Source organism: Neobacillus sp. CF12 (assembly GCF_030348765.1).
GTDB lineage: Bacteria > Bacillota > Bacilli > Bacillales > Cytobacillaceae > Neobacillus.
In genome coordinates this window covers 2,426,284-2,445,324 of the sequence record NZ_JAUCEU010000007.1, presented here as the reverse complement: position 1 = coordinate 2,445,324, position 19,041 = coordinate 2,426,284, and the positions used below count along the sequence as shown (strand labels likewise).

Here is a 19,041-nt window from a genome sequence, read left to right as displayed (position 1 = left end):
GCGGAAAGCGAAGTGCCTCGTGACAGGCAAAAAACGCCTGTCCCTGCGGTGATTATTCAAAGGAGCTTTCCGTAGTGGAGTGGAAATCAACAGAATCTAATTAAATAGCCAAAATTTAAAGGGATGGTACTTCACTGTACCATCCCTTTAAAACCCTCTAAATCTTTTTCTGTCATTCAAATAAAAAAGAAAAATAAAAATCCCAATAAAAAAAAGCGGGATGCTAACCATTAATGGAAAGACCTTCATTAAGGCCAGTATATGAAGAGAAAATCCAAAGAATAAAAAGAGAATCATTAGAATCACTGGTAAATTCCTCATCAAAGCATACCTCCTGCTTACTAATACATGCCGCAATCCTAGTTATAGTGTATTGTCCAAAATAAGATAATATGATTTTGACAATTATGTGAAATAACACACAATCACATTGTCAATGGGTTCTAGCGCATGGTATATTCTATACGTGAAGTTAATCACAACAAACATATACCCCTTTGTTTGACCGTGAAAAATTTCTCCCATCCCCTTTGTTCGTATTAATAGAAAAAGACCTTGCAGTTTTTACTGCAAGGTCTTTTCGTTTTAAAATAATTCTCTATTCTTCTACATAGCGCCAAAAGGTTCCATACTTAGCAGGAAGCTGCTCAACCTTTTGCAGTAAGAGCAATTTCTTCATTTCTCGCTCAACCTGAGAGATTGTCAAATTATAAACTACTGCAATTTCCTTTGAGGCAACTAATTTAAAATACTTTAAAAATGTCTCTAAAGGTGGAGGTTGATTTTTGATAGGTTGTTCAGAAAGCATTTCTTCAAGTATTTGAACATATACTTCATAAGGATACGATCCAGTAATCTTTATTCCCTCATCCTCGACATTCTCATTAAAAAATACAAGAGTCGGAATTTCTTGTACCTCCATCTCAGTGGTTATTTTCAAGTCACACTGAAATGCTTTGGCCGAACTCTCTGAATGAAAATCTGAAATGAATTCCTCTACATCTAATCCCACATTTTTTGCACAGGCTTTCAGTACCTCAAATTGAGAAATGTTTTGTTTATCAATAAAGAGTTCTTCTTGAAGCTTACGTAAAAAACGTATACCGGCCCGTCTGCCTTGTAACTCTGCTGCCTTTATTGCAATAGAAGCAATATATGGGGAATCTACCGGGTTTTCTAACCAAAGACTCCCATCACAAGACATCCCAGATCTACTGGCTGTCTTTTCCCATAAATCTGCGATAACTTCATAATTCTTTTTTTTGCTAACATTTAAATTTCCAATACGACCACTTAATACATGTTTAATTGAAAAATATCGACCGTATTCGATGTGAAGTTTCTTTAAGATAGGCTCAAGTGCCCAGCATTCTGGACATAATGGATCGATAAACATATAGATTTCAAGCGGTTTCTTTTCATAACTATTGGATTGAGGCTTAGAAATGAACCCAGGGTTACTCACGAATTTTCACCTGATATCTCATTGTCATCTGGCATATTAATCATGTGTTGTGCAGTAAGATGAAGCCTAGAATAAAATTCATCTCTTATCGGACCCTCTAATCCAGTCTTGTCCATCGCTTGTTTCATACAGGATAGCCATGCTTTTGCACGGGTAGGAGTAATGGGAAAAGGCAAATGTCGTGCACGCATCATCGGATGACCATGCTCATCGGTATACAATGGTGGTCCTCCCAAATACTGAGTTAAAAATTGCTTTTGTTTATAGGCAACTTCTGAAAAGTCATTTGGAAAGATTGGAGCAAGATCAGGATGTTGTGCAACTAGACCATAAAAAGTATCCACAAGGCGATGTAAGGTATCTTCGCCAATGGATTCATATGGAGTAGGCTTTTTCTCATTCATGTTGACAACTCCTTTAAATATGTTTGTTTTCTATATTTTATCAATGGAATTTTGATATCTCAAATAAACCGCTTATATTTTTTGCTGGTAAAACCGAGCAATTTTATTTTGAGTCTTTCGTATAGGTATATCATATTGCTTTAGTAGTTCTTGGAATACAATTTGGCCACGTTGATAACTCTCTACTTCATATTCAATCTCATAATCTTCAGTATTTAAATAAAAGCTATGATCCAATACAAGTAAACCCTCTTTGTAGGGAAATTCGGCCCTTCTGGTGGTGAGAGAGCCAAAATATTCAATATTGTTAAATGCTATTTTTAATTGTTCTAATCGATCTTTAATGATTCCTTTTGGTATAACCTGGTCCTTAACCATTGTCTGGAAATCATTTGTAGATAATAGTTGTGTCGTTTCTAGAAGTCCAACAGCAGCTGGTTGTTTTAACGTCATTTCAACGCCATTATGTTTTTCTCTGATTCTTAAGGCAGAACCTAAACTCTTTAATGAAAAATTAGATGTGTCAAAGTAATGATTTATTTGGCTGACAATATCCTTTTCCTCTACTTTAAATATCTTAAGAAGATTTTCATATTCGATTTTAGTAAGTAAATTCTTAAATTCTATTTCAATTGTCTCTGTCATCAGGTTCATTCCTTTCCTAGCATATATTATTGTATCTTAGCTAATAGTTAAACCGCAATTCTTGGGAGAAATGGTTAGATTATGCTAAAATAAGGGAGTGAATAGTGGAGGTAAGAATGATGAATAAAAGAATAACAATTAGCGAAGCAAACTTTATCGATAGTAAGTTATATTTAGTTGCGAATGAATCAATTAGCGGGTTAAACCCCACAGGACAAATTCTTGTTGATTCTAAAGGATTTTCTTTTGTTTATTTAATGGAAGATCTAGAGGGATATACATATATCGACATTAAGGATTCGATTTGGCCATTGTTAAAAAAGGTATTGGATCAACAAACAAAAGTGTGGATTCTTTTTGGGGATGAACAACTGGAATTAACAAATTTTTATGAGGAACTAAATGATCTTATAAACAACATTAGAGGCAATAGCAATTATGGTGCAGAAATGGTCACGAAAGTAGAAGAGATTTTTTAAATATATTTTAGTTGTCATTGGGGTGGAATGATGAAGCATTGGGACCAGTTTTTAGCTCCATATAAACAAGCAGTGTCAGAGTTGAAAATAAAATTAAAAGGGATGCGGGGACAATTTGAGCTTGATTCTAGCCATTCACCAATTGAATTTGTGACTGGAAGAGTTAAACCGATTGCCAGTATCCTTGATAAGGCAAATCAAAAAGGTATTCCTCTTGATAAATTGGAAGAGGAAATGCAAGATATTGCAGGTATGCGAATCATGTGTCAATTTGTGGACGACATTCATCGGGTTGTAAGCTTATTAAGAAACCGAAATGATCTTGAAATTGTTGAGGAAAGGGACTATATTTCACATAAAAAAACAAGTGGATATCGCTCTTATCATGTTGTTATCAGTTATCCTGTCCAAACGATTCATGGAGAAAAAAAGATTCTTGCGGAAATACAAATAAGAACCTTGGCGATGAACTTTTGGGCAACAATTGAACACACTTTAAGTTATAAGTATAAAGGGATTTTCCCGACTGATATCCAAATGAGACTGCAGCGAGCCGCTGAGGCTGCATTTCGCCTAGATGAGGAAATGTCATTGATTCGTGGCGAGATTCAAGATGCTCAAGCGTTTTTCACTAGGAATAAAGAGTTTAAACAAGAGGAGAAAAGCTAATAGGGACTTTGTAAGCATTTCAGAACAAGGAGTATACGATGATGAAATTTGCCATTACATCCAAAGGAGATCAAAAGTCGAATATCTTAATGCATAAGATGAGGACGTATTTACTTGACTTTGATCTTACATACGACGAAGACCAACCAGATATTGTCGTCTCGATAGGGGGCGATGGAACACTTCTATATGCTTTTCACCGATACAGCAGCCGTTTGGATAAGACTGCTTTTGTTGGAATTCATACAGGCCATTTGGGTTTTTATGCTGACTGGACACCTGATGAAATTGAAAAACTTGTTATTGCGATTGCCAAAACACCTTATCAAGTTGTTGAATATCCGTTAATCGAAGTAATCATTCGCTATCAGCATGCAGGTAAAGAATCAAGGTATCTTGCACTAAATGAATCAACGGTTAAAAGTGTTGAGGGTACATTGGTTATGGATGTAGAAATTCGCGGACAGCATTTTGAACGGTTCCGTGGTGATGGATTATGTATTTCTACACCTTCTGGCAGCACAGCCTATAATAAAGCACTTGGAGGGGCAATTATTCATCCATCGATACCTGCCTTACAGGTAGCAGAAATGGCTTCAATAAATAATCGGGTATTTCGAACAGTTGGATCACCTCTAATCCTGCCTTCACATCATACTTGTATGTTGAAACCAGTGAATCGGGTAGATTTCCAAGTAACAGTTGATCATCTAACATTACTTCACAAGGATGTTAAATCAATTCAATTTAGGGTGCCGGATGAAAAAATACGTTTTGCTCGTTTCCGTCCATTTCCTTTTTGGAAAAGGGTCCATGATTCTTTTATATCAGACTCAGACTGATTCTATTAGCTGGAGGAAAACATCATGAAATCAAGTTTCCAGCTTCAGTGGGAAGTTAATAAACTTCAAGCAGGTCAAATAATAAAGGAATTCCTGAAAAAAGAAGAAATATCTCGGATTGCCCTAACGGATATTAAATTCGGTGGTGGGAAAATATTAGTAAATGGTATGGAGGTAAATGTTCGCTACATGTTAAACGAAGGAGAGGTCTTAACTGTTATTTTTCCTCCTGAAAACCCAAGTGAAGGGATGGCAGGAGAAAAAATCCCATTAGAGATTCTTTTTGAAGATCAATTTTTGCTGGTTGTTAACAAACCTGCTGGTATGAGTACTATTCCTTCTAGAGAACATCCTACTGGCAGTCTGGCAAATGCCTTGGTCGGTTATTATGAAGAAATTGGTATTAGAGCTACCTCTCATATTGTCACACGATTAGACCGGGACACATCGGGGATAGTATTAGTAGCAAAACATCGACATGTACATCATTTACTCAGCAAACAACAGCAAAATGGCAATGTGAAAAGAACCTATGAAGCTTTTGCACAAGGCAGTCTTAAGCTTGAGAAGGGTTCGATTGAGGAGCCGATTGGAAGAAAGACTGACAGCATTATTGAAAGAGAGGTACGGAGTGATGGGCAGTATGCATGTACCCATTACAAAGTGCTTAAAAGATATAATGAATTTACCCATGTTGAATTACAACTGATGACTGGTCGAACACATCAAATTAGAGTTCATATGTCTTTTATTGGTCACCCATTATTGGGAGATGACCTATATGGAGGAAGTCGTACACTACTAAGACGTCAGGCCCTGCATTGTAAAAAGATTCATTTTCTTCACCCATTTAGTGGCGAGGAAATGAATTTCACTGCTTCACTTCCTTTGGATATGTTAGAAATCGGTAAAGGCTGACACCTAAAATGGTCAGCCTTTTGTGCGTAATTTGGAGATTTCCTAGGAAATTTGTCGATGATCTTAGGAGTATTTTCCCTATTTTTAAGCAAAGTCTTTAAACTTTTCTTTGATGTATGGCATAGTAGAATCTACAGAAACAATTTCCATCTCAGGATACCTGAGCGCGGTTAACTTACCACCAAAAACAGCTCCAGTATCAATATTGTATGTATTATTAATTATTCTTGGTTCTTTCACCGGAGTGTGACCGTATACGATCGCAGCATTACCAGTGTACTGCTTGGCCCAATCTCTTCGAACAGGAGAACCATCAGGATGTTTTTCACCAGTTATATCTCCATATAAAACGAACGTTTTCACCTTAGAATTTGTTTTACCGATAAACTCCTCTTTTATCCCTGCGTGTGCAATAACTAGCTTATTTTCATCTAATACTAAATGTAGCGGCGATTTTTCATATAATTCAATGAATTTCCTTTTAATGGTTTGCTGTTCTTTCCTAGGTAGTGATTTGAATTCTGCTACGGTTGTTTCAAGGCCATGGGTTTCCTGAACCTTGTTTCCAAGAAAGTAACGGTACAATTTATTGCAATGGTTTCCAGGGGTGTAAAAGGCATTCTTCTGCTCAATTACCAGTCGCCAAACAATTTCAGCAACTTTAAGAGAAGAGGGGCCACGGTCAGTCAAATCGCCAACAAATCCGAGCATTCTGTTTTCAGAATGTATGGGGATTCCATCTGCCCATTGGTAACCACATTTTTTAGTTAAAGCTTCAAATTCAGGTAAACAGCCATGTATATCTCCGATGATATCAATTTTCATTGGAACATTCCCCCTTAATGATTATTTTTTGTTTATACTGCGTTTTTTATTAGAAGAACGAAGGAGGACATTTTATGGATCAGCATGCTTCTGTAATTTCTTTATTAGTGGTAGTGACGGTTGCCTTTGTAACGCCTATTTTACTACACCGTTTAAAATTAAATTATATTCCGGTTGTAGTTGCGGAAATTATTATGGGGCTTGTAATAGGGAAAAGCGGCTTCAATGTGGTTCATGAAGATATGTGGCTATCAACACTCTCGACTTTAGGATTTATTTTTCTCATGTTTCTTAGCGGTTTAGAAATTGATTTTACGGCATTCACTGGGGGAAAGAAACATAATACACTCCCTAGTGGTAAAAAAGAACCCAATACCTTCTTGGTCTCTTCAATCATTTTTATTGGTATCTTTATTGTTTCACTGATTTTATCCTATATGTTTGTCTTTGCTGGTTTTATAGATAATGCCTTCTTAATGACACTCATTATTTCAACCATTTCGCTTGGAGTGGTTGTTCCAACTTTAAAAGAAGCACATCTTATGAAATCAAACATTGGACAAATAATTTTATTAGTTGCAGTTATTGCTGACTTAGCAACTATGATTCTCTTGGCTATCTTTGTATCTATATATGACCCAGGCCAAGGGAATACATGGCTTCTGCTCATTTTGTTTGCTGCTGGTGTCGTCTTGTATTTTGTCGGTAAACGTTTTAAAAATCGTCCATTACTCGAAACATTGTCAAAAGGGACCACACAAATTGGAACCCGTGCTGTCTTTATGCTTATTATCGTATTGGTTGGACTTTCAGAAACAGTAGGTGCAGAAAACATACTAGGAGCCTTCCTTGCTGGTGTACTTGTTTCGCTCCTATCTCCTAATCAAGAACTAATCCATAAACTTGATTCCTTTGGATATGGTTTCTTAATACCAATCTTTTTTGTAATGATTGGGGTAGAATTAGATGTTTGGTCCTTGTTCGCGGATAAGAAGTTATTATTATTAATACCTTTATTACTATTAGGTCTTTTGCTGTCAAAGGTTGTTCCGGTATATTTATTAAAAGTCTGGTATGATACGAAAACGGTGCTCGCTTCGGGGTTCTTATTAACATCGACACTCTCATTAGTAATTGCTGCGGCGACAATTGGAGAGCGTATGGAGGTTATTACCACAGAGATGAGCGGAACACTAATTCTTGTGGCAGTCATTACCTCTATTTTTACACCGATTGCTTTTAAGAAGTTGTTCCCAGAAGAAGTGGCGGCTGACCCCAAAATTCGAATTGCCTTTTTAGGAGCAAATCAAGTAACATTGCCTGTTTCAAGGGAACTTAAGTCGGGTCTATACGAACCAATCCTATATCATACAAATATGGAAAAGTCGGATAGAAATTCATTATTTGATATCGTCGAGATAGATGATTATTCAATGGCAACAATCAATAACAATAATATTTTTCAAAATGATATCATTGTCATTTCTACAGGTCATGATCAGACAAATGCTGAATTGGCTTTGAAAGCTAAGGAAGTTGGTGTTTCCAGGGTAATTGCTCGTATTGAAAGCCCTGAGCTTGAGCAGAGTCTCAGAGAAAAGGATATTGAAGTTTTCTCTTCCTTCACATCGACCAAAACATTGTTGCGTGCATTAATTGAAACACCGAGTGTTATTAACATTTTAACCAATCAAGAAACATCATTATTCGAAATAAGAATGCAAAATGAGCAGTACGATGGAATGACATTAAGGAGGTTCCCGTTTACTGGGGATGTTATTTTTGTTCGAATTTTTCGGAGCAAAGACTCCATAGTTCCTCATGGTGACACTGAACTGCTCTTAAATGACCGTTTGATTGTTACTGGTTCGAAGGAATATGTGGAGGAATTGAAAAGGGAGCTCGAATTCTAGATGCTATAAATGCTGCTACTTTTCATTTATTAGTAAATAGTGTAATATTAGTACCAAGTACTAATAACTAATATAAATGTTTAAGTAGGGGGACTATTTCTATATGAATCTTTCTTTAGCAGGAAAAACCTATGTTGTAATGGGTGTTGCAAACAAACGTAGTATCGCATGGGGAATTGCTCGTTCACTGAACAATGCAGGAGCTCGATTAATTTTCACCTATGCTGGTGAAAGACTTGGAAGCAGTGTAAGAGAATTAGCCGAATCATTAGAAGCAGAAGGTACACTTGTACTGCCATGTGATGTAACAAAGGATGAAGAAGTGGCTAAGTGCTTTGCTGAAATCAAGGAAGCTGTAGGTACTATCCACGGTGTTGCACACTGTATTGCATTTGCAAATAAAGAAGAATTAAGCGGAGAATATTTGAACACAACAAGAGAAGGCTTCTTGTTGGCTCATAATATTAGCTCTTTTTCTTTAACAGCTGTGGCAAAAGAGGCTAGAGGATTAATGACAGAAGGCGGAAGTATTGTCACTCTAACATATTTAGGTGGAGAACGAGTCATTCAGAATTATAATGTAATGGGTGTTGCAAAGGCTTCTTTGGATGCTAGCGTTCGTTATTTGGCTGAAGACCTAGGTAAGGAAGGGATTCGTGTCAATTCAATCTCTGCTGGTCCAATAAGAACTCTATCAGCAAAAGGTATTAGCGATTTTAATCTAATTACAAAGGTGATTGAAGAAAAAGCACCTTTACGTAGAGCCACAACGCCAGAAGAAGTCGGTGATACTGCACTGTTCCTTTTCAGTGATCTGTCTCGAGGTATCACTGGTGAGAATATTCACGTTGATTCAGGTTTTCATATTTTATAATCGTCATTAGTCCGCTATCTAAATAGCGGGCTTTTTCTTATTTAATTCCATGAACGAGTATAGGCAATTTGCATACATATAAAGTGTAGTGCTAGGTAAATGGAGGTGAATTGGATGGAGAAAAAGACAAAGCGTGGGCCGTTACTTTACGTCTCACAGACTTTTCTAAATACACCTATGAAAAATATGCAGGAAGTTTTTACAAACAGGCAGGAGGTTCAACTGCCAACTGAAGAACCACAGCTAGAGGAGGAAGGAAACAAGAAAAAGGGCTTCGAGGTTTCACTGGATAAGAAAGATTTACCTAAAGAGCCTAAAGCGAAAGCAGTGAAACAGGAGCAAAGTGTTCAACCAAAACAAGAACAAGCACGGAAGTTTAACAAAGTAAAAAGCTTTAGAGAAATGAACCTTATGGAGCGTTTAGAATACCTAGATAATTTCCCTAAAGCATTACCACAAGTTCCATGCGTCTTTTATACCGAAGAAAAGAACTACCAAGGCTATTTAGCTGAATACAACGAACAGGATGTAACGATTCGCTTTCCAAATCAAACAACTGAAACCATACCTTTCAAAAATTTAAAAGATGTCATGATGATTGGAATAAAAAGGTAAACAAAAAAAGCCAGCCGGATTATCGACTGGCTCATTTTATTACAAGGTATTAGTCACAAAGACCAAGGTCAACGTCTGCAATACACTGTATCGCACAGAAACAATTTAGATCTACTGTAATACAGTCATTACTAGCGCGGAAGCGTTCAACTTGACAAACTCTTTCAAGGTTAATACAGCATCTATCTCCGCCGCCAACTAGGTTTATTGGAATAAAGTTCCCGCCTTCTCTGCGCCCTGGAATTAGGACACGAAGTGTTGCACAGCAATTATCAAATACATCTTCTACGCGGAAGAAAATTGATACACATGCATTGCCTTCGCCGCTAAAGAATGCGTGGAATGGTGAACCATCAGCGTTTTTTAATACAAACACACGAGTATCAGCGCGTTCTCTTCTTGCTGGTGATACCAATGAACCAAGCGGTTCTAAGAAACAACTTGGACAATCTACACACTCATCATCGAGCACAGCATTATCCTGGATGTCTTTTATTGCACGAACAACATCACATACACAACCATTATTGCTGCCACGTGAGTCGCTATTTCTGCCACAACCCATTAATTACTCCTCCTATCCGTGATATATATCATCTTACATTACTAACATATTTTAGAAGGACCAATTGGGTAACGGACAAACGCCTTTTTGACTAAAATTAGGCTGATTAATAGAAAGGACAAAAACAATGAACATTGACTTTTTTGATTTTATTATATTGGCATTGGCCTGCTTCCGATTAACCAGGCTTATTGTTTTCGATAAAATAACGGAATTTCTCCGCCAGCCGTTTTTTGATGAAGTAGAAGAAGAAACGGAAGACGGTACATTGGAGGTGTATTATCTTCCGAAAAGTACGCCAATTAAAAAGTTTATTGGGGAACTGCTGAGCTGTTATTGGTGTACGGGGGTGTGGATTTCGATGGGAGTTATAGCCGGATACCTGTTTTTACCGACAATATTCGTACCCATTATTTTGGTATTTAGCGTTGCGGGGTTGGCTGCAATAGTGGAATCTGTTGTTCAGCTTTGGATATAAGTAAATAAGCTAAAATGGTTGTCCGCCCGAGACAAGTTATTTATTTCTTTCATATCATATTAGTAGTAGTAATAATGATAGGGGAGTGATAGATAGTGACTAGTCAAAATAAGAAAAATAGTTCAACAAAAACTGCTCAAACAAAAAAAACTACGAAGAAAAAAGGTTGCGGCTGTGGTAAAAAAACTCAAAGATAACAGGTAAACTGCCAGTTTTGTTGGCAGTTTTTTTTTTTCAATTTTTAAACAAACAAAAGTTATCGCAATCAAGTCATAATTTCCGTTAATCTCGAAAAAACTACAATGTAGTGGTATTTCTATATTTCGATGAGGGAAGGAAATGAAATGGTCTACATAATTCGATTAATGATAATTGCATGTATTTTCTTAATGGGCTCTTGTAGTCAGGAGCAAAATGAGAGGGATAGCCAGTTGGCTCTCATGAAAACGACCAATCCTAACCCGACTGTTACGAAGAAAAACAACGGCCAGGACAAAGTTGAAAAAATTGAAGAAGAAGTAAGCAGCATTGATGAGATTTATGATGTTGCAGTTGTGAAGGGAAAAGAAGAGACACTTGTTGTCTATAAAGTGAAGCATATGCAACGGTTTAAAATGAAAAACATCGAAAAAGATTTAAACAAAACGCTAGAAGAAAAGTATCCAAAGGAAACCTTCACAGTTTCAAGTGATTATAAAATCTTTCTAGAAGCCGTGCGGCTAATAGAACGAAAAAATAATGGGAAACTATCTGACAAACAAGCTGAGAAGCGGTTAAACGAAATACTCAAAATGACATCAGATATGAAGTAATTAGGAAGGGATGCGTTTTTAATGGCGAGCAAGCAAAAAAATATGACGCCTCAGCAGCAAAAATATCAACAACTTCAGCAGAAGCATGAACTAAAAAGACCTGTCCTAAAGAATTGTATAAAGGCGTTCTGGGTAGGTGGATTAATATGTGTTGTGGGTCAGGCCATAAGCTATTTTTACATCTACTTTTTCAATTTCACAGAACAGAATGTCGGTAATCCGACCGTAGCAACTATGGTATTCTTGTCAATGCTGCTAACAGGTTTTGGTGTTTACGATCGCCTTGGCCAGTTTGCTGGTGCTGGAAGTGCGGTGCCTGTCACCGGATTTGGGAATGCAGTTATTTCGGCAGCAATCGAGCATCGAACAGAAGGTTTTGTATTAGGTGTTGGCGGGAATATGTTTAAGCTTGCTGGCTCAGTTATTCTATTCGGAGTGTTCTCTGCGTTTGTTGTCGCGCTCATTAAAACGCTGCTGGGAATGTGGGGGGTTTTGTAATTGTTAAAAGGGCATCAATCTTGGGTTTTTAATAACCGGCCAATGATAGCTGCAACTGGTGTTTCCGGCGGTCCCTTTGAGGCTAATGGTCATTTAGCCAATGACTTTGATATTCTGCATGAGGATTTATGGATGGGAATGGATTCCTACGAAAAGGCACAAAGAGTTTTACTGGAAGAGGCTATAAGAACTACTTTGGCAAAAGCAAAAATGGAGAAAGAACAAATTGAATTTCTATTTGCTGGTGATTTAATCAATCAGATAACACCAACCAGCTTTGCAGCGAGAACCATGCAAATCCCTTACTTTGGACTCTTTGGTGCATGCTCAACTTCGATGGAAGGGTTGGCATTAGCCTCCTTTGTGGTCAATTACCAAGGGGCAAGAAACGTGTTAACTGGGGCCTCAAGCCATAATGCTGCAACTGAAAAACAATTTCGATATCCAACCGAATATGGCGGTCAAAAACCCCCTACGGCCCAATGGACAGTTACGGGAGCAGGGGTTGGATTGATTACTCAAAATATCCCTGGTGAACAACAGCCGGTTACTACCTCAGCAACCATCGGAAAAGTGATTGATATGGGATTGTCTGATCCTTTTAATATGGGTGGTGCCATGGCACCTGCTGCAGCAGATACTATTATTGCCCACTTTAGGGATATGGAATTAGACCCGTCCCACTATGATTTAATCATAACAGGTGACTTGGGCCGAATCGGACATGATACAGCCTTCGAATTACTCGGCAAGAGTGGAATTAAATTAGAACGGAAGCAATTTCAAGATTGTGGACTGTTACTTTATAAGGATGATCAGCCGGTGCAAGCTGGGGGAAGCGGAGCGGGCTGCTCTGCGACTGTTTTGTATGGTCATATATTAAACCAGATGAAAAAGGGAATATTTAAGCGAATATTAGTTGTTGCGACTGGAGCACTGTTGTCACCGCTTAGTTTTCAGCAAAAAGAAACCATTCCATGCATCGCACATGCGGTGGCCATTGAAATGAATGAAGAGGGTAGGTAATACTAATGATAGCAATGTTTTTTTGGGCATTTGTGGTTGGAGGAATAATTTGTGTGATTGGACAGCTTTTATTTGATGTTGCTAAACTAACACCAGGGCATACCTTAAGTCTGCTTGTTGTAGCAGGAGCCATTTTAGATGGGTTCGGCCTGTATGAGCCTCTCGTTGATTTTGCTGGTGCAGGCGCAACCATTCCAATTACAAGCTTTGGTAACTCGTTAGTGCATGGTGCCATGCAGGATGCAGAAAAGCATGGTTTAATCGGAGTTTTAACTGGAATGTTTCAGGTTACAAGTTCTGGTATATCAGCAGCCATTATCTTCGGATTTATCGGTGCATTAATCTTTAAACCAAAGGGTTAAAAAATTTCAGAGGTTGTCTGTAGAGTAGCGCCCAGTACACTTTGTAGCTATATCTCATATGTTATTAATGAGACTACAAAGTGAGGTGACATTCTATGTTCTATGGATATGGCGGCTGTGGCTACGGTGGTGGATATGGCGGCGGTTCAACTTTTGTATTAATCGTCGTGTTATTCATTCTTTTAATCATTGTCGGTGCTAGCTTTTATTAAAAAAAGCAAAGAAGAGCAGCGAAAGAAAAGGTTGGCCATAATAGTTGGCCAGCCTTTTTCTTTTTTTCATTCTTTTCACGTTTTTTACCTTCCTTCATACAATAAAGTAGCCTATGAAGGAGCGTGATTTTTACCATGGATAATGGTTTCTTTAAAAATGTTGAAAAGAAAACAGGCGTTAATATGAAAGATATTCTTGATTTAGCGAGTTCCTTACAAAATGCTAATTTTAAAGATGAAAAAACAGTACGTAATGTAATCCGCCGAGTGTCGCAAATTGCTAATAAACCGGTAAATAAAGAAACGGAAGATAAAATTGTGCAATCAATCGTTAATGATGGAAAGCAACTCGATTTTAATACAATTTCAAAGATGATCAATAAAAAGTGATTCGTCAAAAAAGACCTATTTCCTCGGGAAACAGGTCTTTTTGTTATTTTTTCTTTTTTTTCATTAACGGTGTTAAAAAACGAGAAGGGTTAGCTTTTCTGCCTCTGCGATTTTGGGGAACAGAAATAAGAAGCTCATGCTTTGCCCGTGTCATGGCCACATAAAAAAGTCTTCTTTCTTCTTCAAGTGCAGAAAAATCACCATTTCTTGAGCTATCTAATGCGTAATCATGCGGCAAACTTCCATCCACTGCTCCTATGATAAAGACGTTTTTATATTCTAATCCTTTAGCCCTATGGATAGTACTCAGGCTTATGGCCTCAGGAAAATGCTTACTTAAATTTTTGATTTCCTTATTCATCGCAGACATATGCTCAGCATGAGATAAAAATGCTTGAATACTACTAAAGCTTTTTGCTGCAACCTTTAGATCTTTTAAATCATCAGAGCCTTTATCTTGCTGATTCGATTCATTTCCTCGTTTCTTTAAAAAATCAAGAAAGCCTAAGTCCTTTTCGATGATTTCGATTGATTTAAGTGGGGAGGTGAATTTCAACGAACGAATCAACTGTACTGCCTGTTTTAATTTCTTTTCTTGAAAAGCGTGTTTTGTTCTTAGGTGGGAAAGCGCCTCAAGATAGGTACAATCTTTTAGGATACTCTCAGCCTTTAAATCCTTAAGCACAGACTGACTCAAATATAGTATAGGTAAAATATCCGTTATTGCCTGATGATCTTCTTCATCTAAACTCATTTTTAGAAAAGCAAGAACGCTCTTTACAATGCGTCGTTCATAAAAATTCTCGGCATCCAAGTCAATTTTAAAGGGCAGATTCGAACTAGCCAAACGTTCAAACACTGCACGAGAACCTGCATTGGTTCGATATAAAACAGCAAAATCAGAAGGATTTGCTCCATGCGTAATTTTCTCTTGGATGTCAGTTACAATCATTGTTGCTTCTTCTTCCTCATCATAAGGGAAAAAGAGCATGGGAGCTGTACCAGATTCGAATTGTGCTTTCATTTTCTTTAATCGTCTTACTTTATTCTTGATTATCATCTCATTGGCTGCTGAGACAATTTCATGTGATGAGCGGTAGTTTTGTTCGAGTGAAACCAATTTTGCGTATGGAAAGTCTTTTTCAAAATCTAACAAATAACTTGGGTCACTTCCTCGGAAAGAATAAATGGCCTGATCATCGTCACCAACGGCACAGACATTTTTATGCTTTCCTGAAAGAAGTTTAATCAGTTCATATTGAACCTTGTTGACATCTTGAAATTCATCAATTAGAAAATAGTGAAAGCGATTCTGATAAAGTTCTAGAAGAAGTGGGTTAGAATTCAGCAACTGATAACAGCCTATCAGCATATCATCAAAATCAAATAAACCTTTTTGTGTTTTATATCCCTCATATTTTTTATAAAGAAAGGCAGCTTTTTCTTCCCAATCTGTTACCGGCTTTACTTCTTCAGGGAAAAGTAGTGAATTCTTCCAAAAGCCTATCTGCTGAAGTGCTAAATCGTATGCAAATTCCTTTTCAGATAAATCGATTTCCTTACCAGCCTCCTTCAAAATCTTATCGCGCTGCCATTCTTTCTTCAACAGACGTTCTGAGGACCAGTTGTTCCCTTCATGGAACATTAGAATTCTGTAAAAAATGCTATGGAAGGTGCCAGTCACCAACTGATTTATTTGTTCCCTCTTTATTTGTGGATAAGTAGTCAAACGATTTTTCATTTCCCCTGCAGCTTTTGAAGTAAAAGTGACGAGCATAATGGTGCGCGGATCGATTTTTTTTACATCTAGCATATAAGCCGTCCGCGCTGTGAGTACCCTTGTTTTGCCGCTTCCGGCTCCAGCAAGGACTAATAATGAACCTTCTGTTTCTACGACTGCCGCTGTCTGACTTTTATCTAGTACAACGCCATTTGCTGCAAGTTCTCTCAAATAGGAATCATGTTCAAGATGGTTCGTACTTTCGTTATTTTTAAATGGAATGGAGCATTCTATCGTTTTTGCAGGACGGAATAGGCTGGTGTTATTTGTTGTTTCAATAATGGTTCTTCCTTGGGGGATTCGAAATCCATTCCGCTCCACAATAATCGGTTCCGGTTCTTCAATAACTGGTTCCGGGCATGAATGTTTCGGTGATTTTATATGATAAAAATAAGGTTGTTCCTGAATGCCAAGAAATAACCTTACTTTTTCATTGCAAACGGGACAAGATAATTCGCCATTTTTCCCTTGCAAATATACTAATTGATATTGTTCTCTCGCTAATTGGTCAAGGAGAATCCTATGGTTTTGATACATAGCAGTTTTCATTTATTAGCCTCTTTTTTCAAAAATACGACAAACTCTATCATAGCAAAACCAATTGATATCGAAAAGTGCCTTATCTTTCAGATAATGAAAAAAGCACTTGCCACTAAAGGGCAAGTGCTTGAAATTAAATTTTTTTTATCATTGTTTTATGAGGTATTCCTGCATCTAAAAATTCCTCCGATGCAACCTCATAACCAAGTCCGGCGTAGAAAGGGATAGCATGTGTTTGCGCATTCAGTTTCAATTTATCTATTCCTTTTTCAAGAGCATAAGCTTCTATTTCATTCATAATAGCTTTACCAGCACCGGTCTTTCTAGCCTCTTTTAACACACAAATTCGTTCTACCTTTCCGTAACCATCTACAACACGGAAACGTCCAGCAGCAATAGACACACCTTTCTGGTAGGAAACAAAATGCACAGATTCATCCTCATGCTGATCAATTTCTTCTTCAGCAGGTACATTTTGTTCGTCAATAAAAACGGTTCTTCTTACGGAAAAAGCATCTTCAAGTTCTTTTTCATTTTCAACAACTTTTACACTCACAGTTGATTATTCCTTTCCTAGGCGAAATGTTTCATATACCGTCCAAGAACCATTTTCTAATTGATATAGTAGATGGAAGCGGTCAACGGTTTCTTCATGATCAAATTTTTTCATTCTTAATGAGCCATAAACATCTGAATGTTCATCATTCGATAAATTTTGACCAATCGTAATATGTGGAACAAAAGCATATTCTAAATTTTGCTCACTAAATTCTTGATTGATCTCATGATGCAATTGGCTTAGTTCTTCTGTCGGCTCTACTTTAAAGTAAATAACATTATTTACTGGCTGGAAAGAGCTGATTTTTACTGTTTTTAATGTAAAGGCATTGGTATTACCTGCAATTTGACGTAGCTTATCTGCAAAATGAACAACATCTTCCTCCGTTGCTTCAAATGCATTCTTTAACGTTAGGTGCGGAGTTATGAGTGAATAATGCGGGTCATAGCGCTTACGATAGGAATTAGCCAAATCCTGTAGTTTTTTTGATGGAAAAATAACAACCCCAAATTTCATATGTATAACCTCCATTTAACAAGTTTTTTCAGTGAAGATTGTGCTGTTGGAAGACCTTCCTGATATTATAGCAAATATTCAAAAAATATGAAATGACCTTAAAACATCATCTTAAGGGCTCTCTTTAAATCGGGCTGCCAATATGTCCATGTATGATCGCCATTGAATTCATCATAAAAGTATGTAAAGGACTTGCTTTGAATGATAGCGGCTAGCTCACGATTTGGTTTAAGGAAGTCGCTGATTTTACCGTTAGTGGTATGGACCTCAGTTTCTTGATTACCAATGATATGATATATTTCTACAAGCTCTGCTTTTGTGAAGTTTTTGACTAAATCCAGAACTTGTTCATCAACATATGGTGATTGTAAGAGCACTTTTCCAAAGGTGTGTGGATATTGGAGAGCGGTCATTAATGAAACGGTTGCTCCTAGTGAGTCACCGATTAGCGCTCTAGTAGAACCCATTTGATAGGTTGGAAACTCTTGATCTAGGAACGGAACTAATTCATGTGCTAAAAAGCGAATGTATGGTTGATGCTGCTCACCATCAGGATGGTATTTACTGCGACGATCCTCTACATTCTTATAGGGTATCCCAACAATGATTAAATTTTCAATTTCTCGCTCAAAAAGATACTCATCCGCTAATCGCCCAATTCTGCCAAGTTGAAAATAATCGCGGCCATCCTGGGCAATTAACAGAGAGTATTTATATAATGGTGAGAAATTTGCTGGTAAATAGATGAGAAGCTGTATTTCTTCTCCGAGCTCATTACTTTTAATCGTATGTTCTTTTATTGTGCCTTTTGGTGTCTCCATGCGACAATTCCCCCAATGTTCGATAGATACAACTGCATTTTATCATATCTATGTGGGAAATGCTCAATGGGGGAGAGAAGGATCTTTTGGGATATATTTTAGTGTAGGAATGGATTATTTGTGTGAGTATTTGGCATTAGGGATAAAATATTTTCGCGGCGAAATGTTCGGATTTGTTTTCGGAGCAGGCAATAAGCTCGAATGTACTCATCATTCACTTCCTTGACAAGTAACTTCCGCTGTGAAATCTGTTGATCCTGAGATAAATAAATCATCTCTAAAGGTATATTTTCCTCTACTGCGCGTAACAAAAGTCCATCCATGGTTATCCCGCCTTTCTTGATATCTTATACTATCATTATATCCGAACGTTTGTTCTTTATTCTAATTATTTAAAAATGCACGTTCTTTTTTAAAACTGTTGACTTTTTACTAGTTTTTACTATAATTATATTTGTAGCTTAATAAGAGATCTGTTAGCTCAGCTGGGAGAGCGCAACCTTGACAGGGTTGAGGTCGGGGGTTCGAACCCCTCACAGGTCATTCATGCAGAGCCTTGGTAACCATTGTGTTATCAAGGTTTTTCCTATATAACAGGAAATTTAGTTTGGTAATACAGATGATTTGATGGCAAGATCTATTACCTCTAAGATTCAACATAATCATAATTACCCCTTCTTCAACTTCCTCAATGACTGCTTCATCGCAACTCTAGTTTCTAACCGAATTTGTATTTTTTTTTAAAATTCCTTCTAAGGTACCAGTTGTAATAAAGGATTTTTCATAAAATTAAAAAGCCCTTTCTATTTTATTGGAAATATAATTTTTGCGGT

At 37.3% G+C, this 19,041-nt stretch carries 24 protein-coding genes and 1 tRNA gene; 15 read left to right on the top strand and 10 right to left on the bottom strand.

The window, feature by feature from the left end; all coding sequences use genetic code 11:
* Positions 1–598: 598 nt before the first annotated feature.
* The 3 genes from QUG14_RS11520 to QUG14_RS11510 form a co-directional block, all read right to left on the bottom strand.
* Entirely contained in the window at positions 599–1,465 is an 867-nt protein-coding gene (locus QUG14_RS11520; protein ID WP_289340675.1) for a ClpXP adapter SpxH family protein, read from the bottom strand.
* On the bottom strand, positions 1,462–1,869 hold the full coding sequence (locus QUG14_RS11515) for a globin domain-containing protein (RefSeq protein ID WP_289340674.1): 408 nt from the start codon (positions 1,867–1,869) through the stop codon (positions 1,462–1,464). Before QUG14_RS11515 ends, QUG14_RS11520 begins: the two co-directional genes overlap by 4 nt.
* A 72-nt stretch (positions 1,870–1,941) precedes the next feature.
* Complete coding sequence (locus tag QUG14_RS11510) at positions 1,942–2,514, bottom strand: CYTH domain-containing protein (RefSeq protein WP_289340673.1); 573 nt, start codon at positions 2,512–2,514, stop codon at positions 1,942–1,944.
* 119 nt (positions 2,515–2,633) lie between these two features.
* On the opposite strand from QUG14_RS11510, the gene QUG14_RS11505 reads away from it, so the two are divergent.
* Genes QUG14_RS11505 through QUG14_RS11490 form a run of 4 tightly spaced genes read left to right on the top strand, consistent with a single transcriptional unit; the run spans position 2,634 to position 5,422 of the window.
* Positions 2,634–2,993 (top strand): UPF0738 family protein, encoded by a 360-nt coding sequence (locus tag QUG14_RS11505; RefSeq protein WP_289340672.1) that lies wholly within the window; start codon positions 2,634–2,636, stop codon positions 2,991–2,993.
* 30 nt (positions 2,994–3,023) lie between these two features.
* Positions 3,024–3,662 carry a GTP diphosphokinase gene (gene yjbM, locus QUG14_RS11500; RefSeq protein ID WP_289340671.1) on the top strand — a complete coding sequence of 213 codons (639 nt, stop codon included), beginning with the start codon at positions 3,024–3,026 and terminating at the stop codon, positions 3,660–3,662.
* A 41-nt stretch (positions 3,663–3,703) separates the two neighbouring features.
* On the top strand, positions 3,704–4,504 hold the full coding sequence (locus QUG14_RS11495; RefSeq protein ID WP_289340670.1) for an NAD kinase: 801 nt from the start codon (positions 3,704–3,706) through the stop codon (positions 4,502–4,504).
* Positions 4,505–4,528: 24 nt separating this feature from the next.
* Positions 4,529–5,422 carry an RluA family pseudouridine synthase gene (locus tag QUG14_RS11490; protein WP_289340669.1) on the top strand — a complete coding sequence of 298 codons (894 nt, stop codon included), beginning with the start codon at positions 4,529–4,531 and terminating at the stop codon, positions 5,420–5,422.
* 84 nt (positions 5,423–5,506) lie between these two features.
* Here QUG14_RS11490 and prpE read toward each other — a convergent pair whose 3' ends face one another.
* Positions 5,507–6,247 carry a bis(5'-nucleosyl)-tetraphosphatase PrpE gene (gene prpE, locus QUG14_RS11485; protein WP_289340668.1) on the bottom strand — a complete coding sequence of 247 codons (741 nt, stop codon included), beginning with the start codon at positions 6,245–6,247 and terminating at the stop codon, positions 5,507–5,509.
* A 74-nt stretch (positions 6,248–6,321) separates the two neighbouring features.
* Between prpE and QUG14_RS11480 the strand changes: the two genes are divergently transcribed.
* The 3 genes from QUG14_RS11480 (at position 6,322) to QUG14_RS11470 (ending at position 9,649) form a co-directional block, all read left to right on the top strand.
* The gene (locus QUG14_RS11480; protein ID WP_289340667.1) at positions 6,322–8,160 is read left to right on the top strand and encodes a monovalent cation:proton antiporter family protein; all 1,839 of its coding nucleotides are present in this window, start codon (positions 6,322–6,324) and stop codon (positions 8,158–8,160) included.
* Between the two features lie 103 nt (positions 8,161–8,263).
* Entirely contained in the window at positions 8,264–9,034 is a 771-nt protein-coding gene (fabI, locus tag QUG14_RS11475) for an enoyl-ACP reductase FabI (protein ID WP_289340666.1), read from the top strand.
* Between the two features lie 114 nt (positions 9,035–9,148).
* Positions 9,149–9,649: a CotO family spore coat protein gene (locus tag QUG14_RS11470; protein ID WP_289340665.1), complete on the top strand. Its 501-nt coding sequence runs from the start codon at positions 9,149–9,151 to the stop codon at positions 9,647–9,649.
* A gap of 49 nt (positions 9,650–9,698) precedes the next feature.
* On the opposite strand, the gene QUG14_RS11465 is transcribed toward QUG14_RS11470, so the two are convergent.
* Positions 9,699–10,214, bottom strand: a complete 516-nt coding sequence (locus QUG14_RS11465; RefSeq protein WP_289340664.1) for a CotY/CotZ family spore coat protein — start codon at positions 10,212–10,214, stop codon at positions 9,699–9,701.
* 127 nt (positions 10,215–10,341) lie between these two features.
* On the opposite strand from QUG14_RS11465, the gene QUG14_RS11460 reads away from it, so the two are divergent.
* From QUG14_RS11460 to spoVIF, 7 genes are all read left to right on the top strand, one after another.
* A complete protein-coding gene (locus QUG14_RS11460) occupies positions 10,342–10,692 on the top strand; it encodes a DUF1360 domain-containing protein (RefSeq protein WP_289340663.1) in 351 nt (116 codons plus the stop codon).
* A gap of 344 nt (positions 10,693–11,036) precedes the next feature.
* Positions 11,037–11,504, top strand: a complete 468-nt coding sequence (locus QUG14_RS11455) for a YhcN/YlaJ family sporulation lipoprotein (protein ID WP_289340662.1) — start codon at positions 11,037–11,039, stop codon at positions 11,502–11,504.
* 21 nt (positions 11,505–11,525) lie between these two features.
* Positions 11,526–12,002, top strand: a complete 477-nt coding sequence (spoVAC, locus tag QUG14_RS11450) for a stage V sporulation protein AC (RefSeq protein WP_289340661.1) — start codon at positions 11,526–11,528, stop codon at positions 12,000–12,002.
* On the top strand, positions 12,003–13,028 hold the full coding sequence (gene spoVAD / locus QUG14_RS11445) for a stage V sporulation protein AD (protein ID WP_289340660.1): 1,026 nt from the start codon (positions 12,003–12,005) through the stop codon (positions 13,026–13,028). It begins immediately after the preceding gene.
* A 5-nt stretch (positions 13,029–13,033) separates the two neighbouring features.
* A complete protein-coding gene (gene spoVAE, locus QUG14_RS11440; RefSeq protein WP_289340659.1) occupies positions 13,034–13,390 on the top strand; it encodes a stage V sporulation protein AE in 357 nt (118 codons plus the stop codon).
* Between the two features lie 95 nt (positions 13,391–13,485).
* Positions 13,486–13,602, top strand: a complete 117-nt coding sequence (locus tag QUG14_RS11435) for a YjcZ family sporulation protein (protein ID WP_179158343.1) — start codon at positions 13,486–13,488, stop codon at positions 13,600–13,602.
* Between the two features lie 135 nt (positions 13,603–13,737).
* A complete protein-coding gene (gene spoVIF, locus QUG14_RS11430) occupies positions 13,738–13,992 on the top strand; it encodes a sporulation-specific transcription regulator SpoVIF (RefSeq protein WP_289340658.1) in 255 nt (84 codons plus the stop codon).
* Positions 13,993–14,035: 43 nt separating this feature from the next.
* Here spoVIF and QUG14_RS11425 read toward each other — a convergent pair whose 3' ends face one another.
* The 5 genes from QUG14_RS11425 to QUG14_RS11405 form a co-directional block, all read right to left on the bottom strand.
* The gene (locus QUG14_RS11425; RefSeq protein WP_289340657.1) at positions 14,036–16,321 is read right to left on the bottom strand and encodes a UvrD-helicase domain-containing protein; all 2,286 of its coding nucleotides are present in this window, start codon (positions 16,319–16,321) and stop codon (positions 14,036–14,038) included.
* 124 nt (positions 16,322–16,445) lie between these two features.
* On the bottom strand, positions 16,446–16,868 hold the full coding sequence (locus QUG14_RS11420; RefSeq protein WP_289340656.1) for a GNAT family N-acetyltransferase: 423 nt from the start codon (positions 16,866–16,868) through the stop codon (positions 16,446–16,448).
* 6 nt (positions 16,869–16,874) lie between these two features.
* On the bottom strand, positions 16,875–17,387 hold the full coding sequence (locus QUG14_RS11415; protein ID WP_289340655.1) for a YjcG family protein: 513 nt from the start codon (positions 17,385–17,387) through the stop codon (positions 16,875–16,877).
* A 98-nt stretch (positions 17,388–17,485) separates the two neighbouring features.
* Positions 17,486–18,208, bottom strand: a complete 723-nt coding sequence (locus QUG14_RS11410; protein ID WP_289340654.1) for an alpha/beta hydrolase — start codon at positions 18,206–18,208, stop codon at positions 17,486–17,488.
* Between the two features lie 98 nt (positions 18,209–18,306).
* Positions 18,307–18,531, bottom strand: coding sequence for a WYL domain-containing protein (locus QUG14_RS11405; protein WP_289340653.1), 225 nt, complete (start codon positions 18,529–18,531; stop codon positions 18,307–18,309).
* 147 nt (positions 18,532–18,678) lie between these two features.
* Between QUG14_RS11405 and QUG14_RS11400 the strand changes: the two genes are divergently transcribed.
* Positions 18,679–18,751, top strand: a tRNA-Val gene (locus QUG14_RS11400).
* The last annotated feature ends 290 nt before the right edge of the window (positions 18,752–19,041 follow it).

Excerpts from the sequence above, each read along its gene's own strand:
- QUG14_RS11515 (WP_289340674.1), bottom strand. The coding sequence starts at position 1,869 with ATGAATGAGAAAAAGCCTACTCCATATGAATCCATTGGCGAAGATACC.
- QUG14_RS11510 (WP_289340673.1), bottom strand. The coding sequence starts at position 2,514 with ATGACAGAGACAATTGAAATAGAATTTAAGAATTTACTTACTAAAATC.
- QUG14_RS11505 (WP_289340672.1), top strand. The coding sequence starts at position 2,634 with ATGAATAAAAGAATAACAATTAGCGAAGCAAACTTTATCGATAGTAAG.
- yjbM (WP_289340671.1), top strand. The coding sequence starts at position 3,024 with ATGAAGCATTGGGACCAGTTTTTAGCTCCATATAAACAAGCAGTGTCA.
- QUG14_RS11495 (WP_289340670.1), top strand. The coding sequence starts at position 3,704 with ATGAAATTTGCCATTACATCCAAAGGAGATCAAAAGTCGAATATCTTA.
- QUG14_RS11490 (WP_289340669.1), top strand. The coding sequence starts at position 4,529 with ATGAAATCAAGTTTCCAGCTTCAGTGGGAAGTTAATAAACTTCAAGCA.
- prpE (WP_289340668.1), bottom strand. The coding sequence starts at position 6,247 with ATGAAAATTGATATCATCGGAGATATACATGGCTGTTTACCTGAATTT.
- QUG14_RS11480 (WP_289340667.1), top strand. The coding sequence starts at position 6,322 with ATGGATCAGCATGCTTCTGTAATTTCTTTATTAGTGGTAGTGACGGTT.
- fabI (WP_289340666.1), top strand. The coding sequence starts at position 8,264 with ATGAATCTTTCTTTAGCAGGAAAAACCTATGTTGTAATGGGTGTTGCA.
- QUG14_RS11470 (WP_289340665.1), top strand. The coding sequence starts at position 9,149 with ATGGAGAAAAAGACAAAGCGTGGGCCGTTACTTTACGTCTCACAGACT.
- QUG14_RS11465 (WP_289340664.1), bottom strand. The coding sequence starts at position 10,214 with ATGGGTTGTGGCAGAAATAGCGACTCACGTGGCAGCAATAATGGTTGT.
- QUG14_RS11460 (WP_289340663.1), top strand. The coding sequence starts at position 10,342 with ATGAACATTGACTTTTTTGATTTTATTATATTGGCATTGGCCTGCTTC.
- QUG14_RS11455 (WP_289340662.1), top strand. The coding sequence starts at position 11,037 with ATGGTCTACATAATTCGATTAATGATAATTGCATGTATTTTCTTAATG.
- spoVAC (WP_289340661.1), top strand. The coding sequence starts at position 11,526 with ATGGCGAGCAAGCAAAAAAATATGACGCCTCAGCAGCAAAAATATCAA.
- spoVAE (WP_289340659.1), top strand. The coding sequence starts at position 13,034 with ATGATAGCAATGTTTTTTTGGGCATTTGTGGTTGGAGGAATAATTTGT.
- QUG14_RS11435 (WP_179158343.1), top strand. The coding sequence starts at position 13,486 with ATGTTCTATGGATATGGCGGCTGTGGCTACGGTGGTGGATATGGCGGC.
- spoVIF (WP_289340658.1), top strand. The coding sequence starts at position 13,738 with ATGGATAATGGTTTCTTTAAAAATGTTGAAAAGAAAACAGGCGTTAAT.
- QUG14_RS11425 (WP_289340657.1), bottom strand. The coding sequence starts at position 16,321 with ATGAAAACTGCTATGTATCAAAACCATAGGATTCTCCTTGACCAATTA.
- QUG14_RS11415 (WP_289340655.1), bottom strand. The coding sequence starts at position 17,387 with ATGAAATTTGGGGTTGTTATTTTTCCATCAAAAAAACTACAGGATTTG.
- QUG14_RS11410 (WP_289340654.1), bottom strand. The coding sequence starts at position 18,208 with ATGGAGACACCAAAAGGCACAATAAAAGAACATACGATTAAAAGTAAT.
- QUG14_RS11405 (WP_289340653.1), bottom strand. The coding sequence starts at position 18,531 with ATGGATGGACTTTTGTTACGCGCAGTAGAGGAAAATATACCTTTAGAG.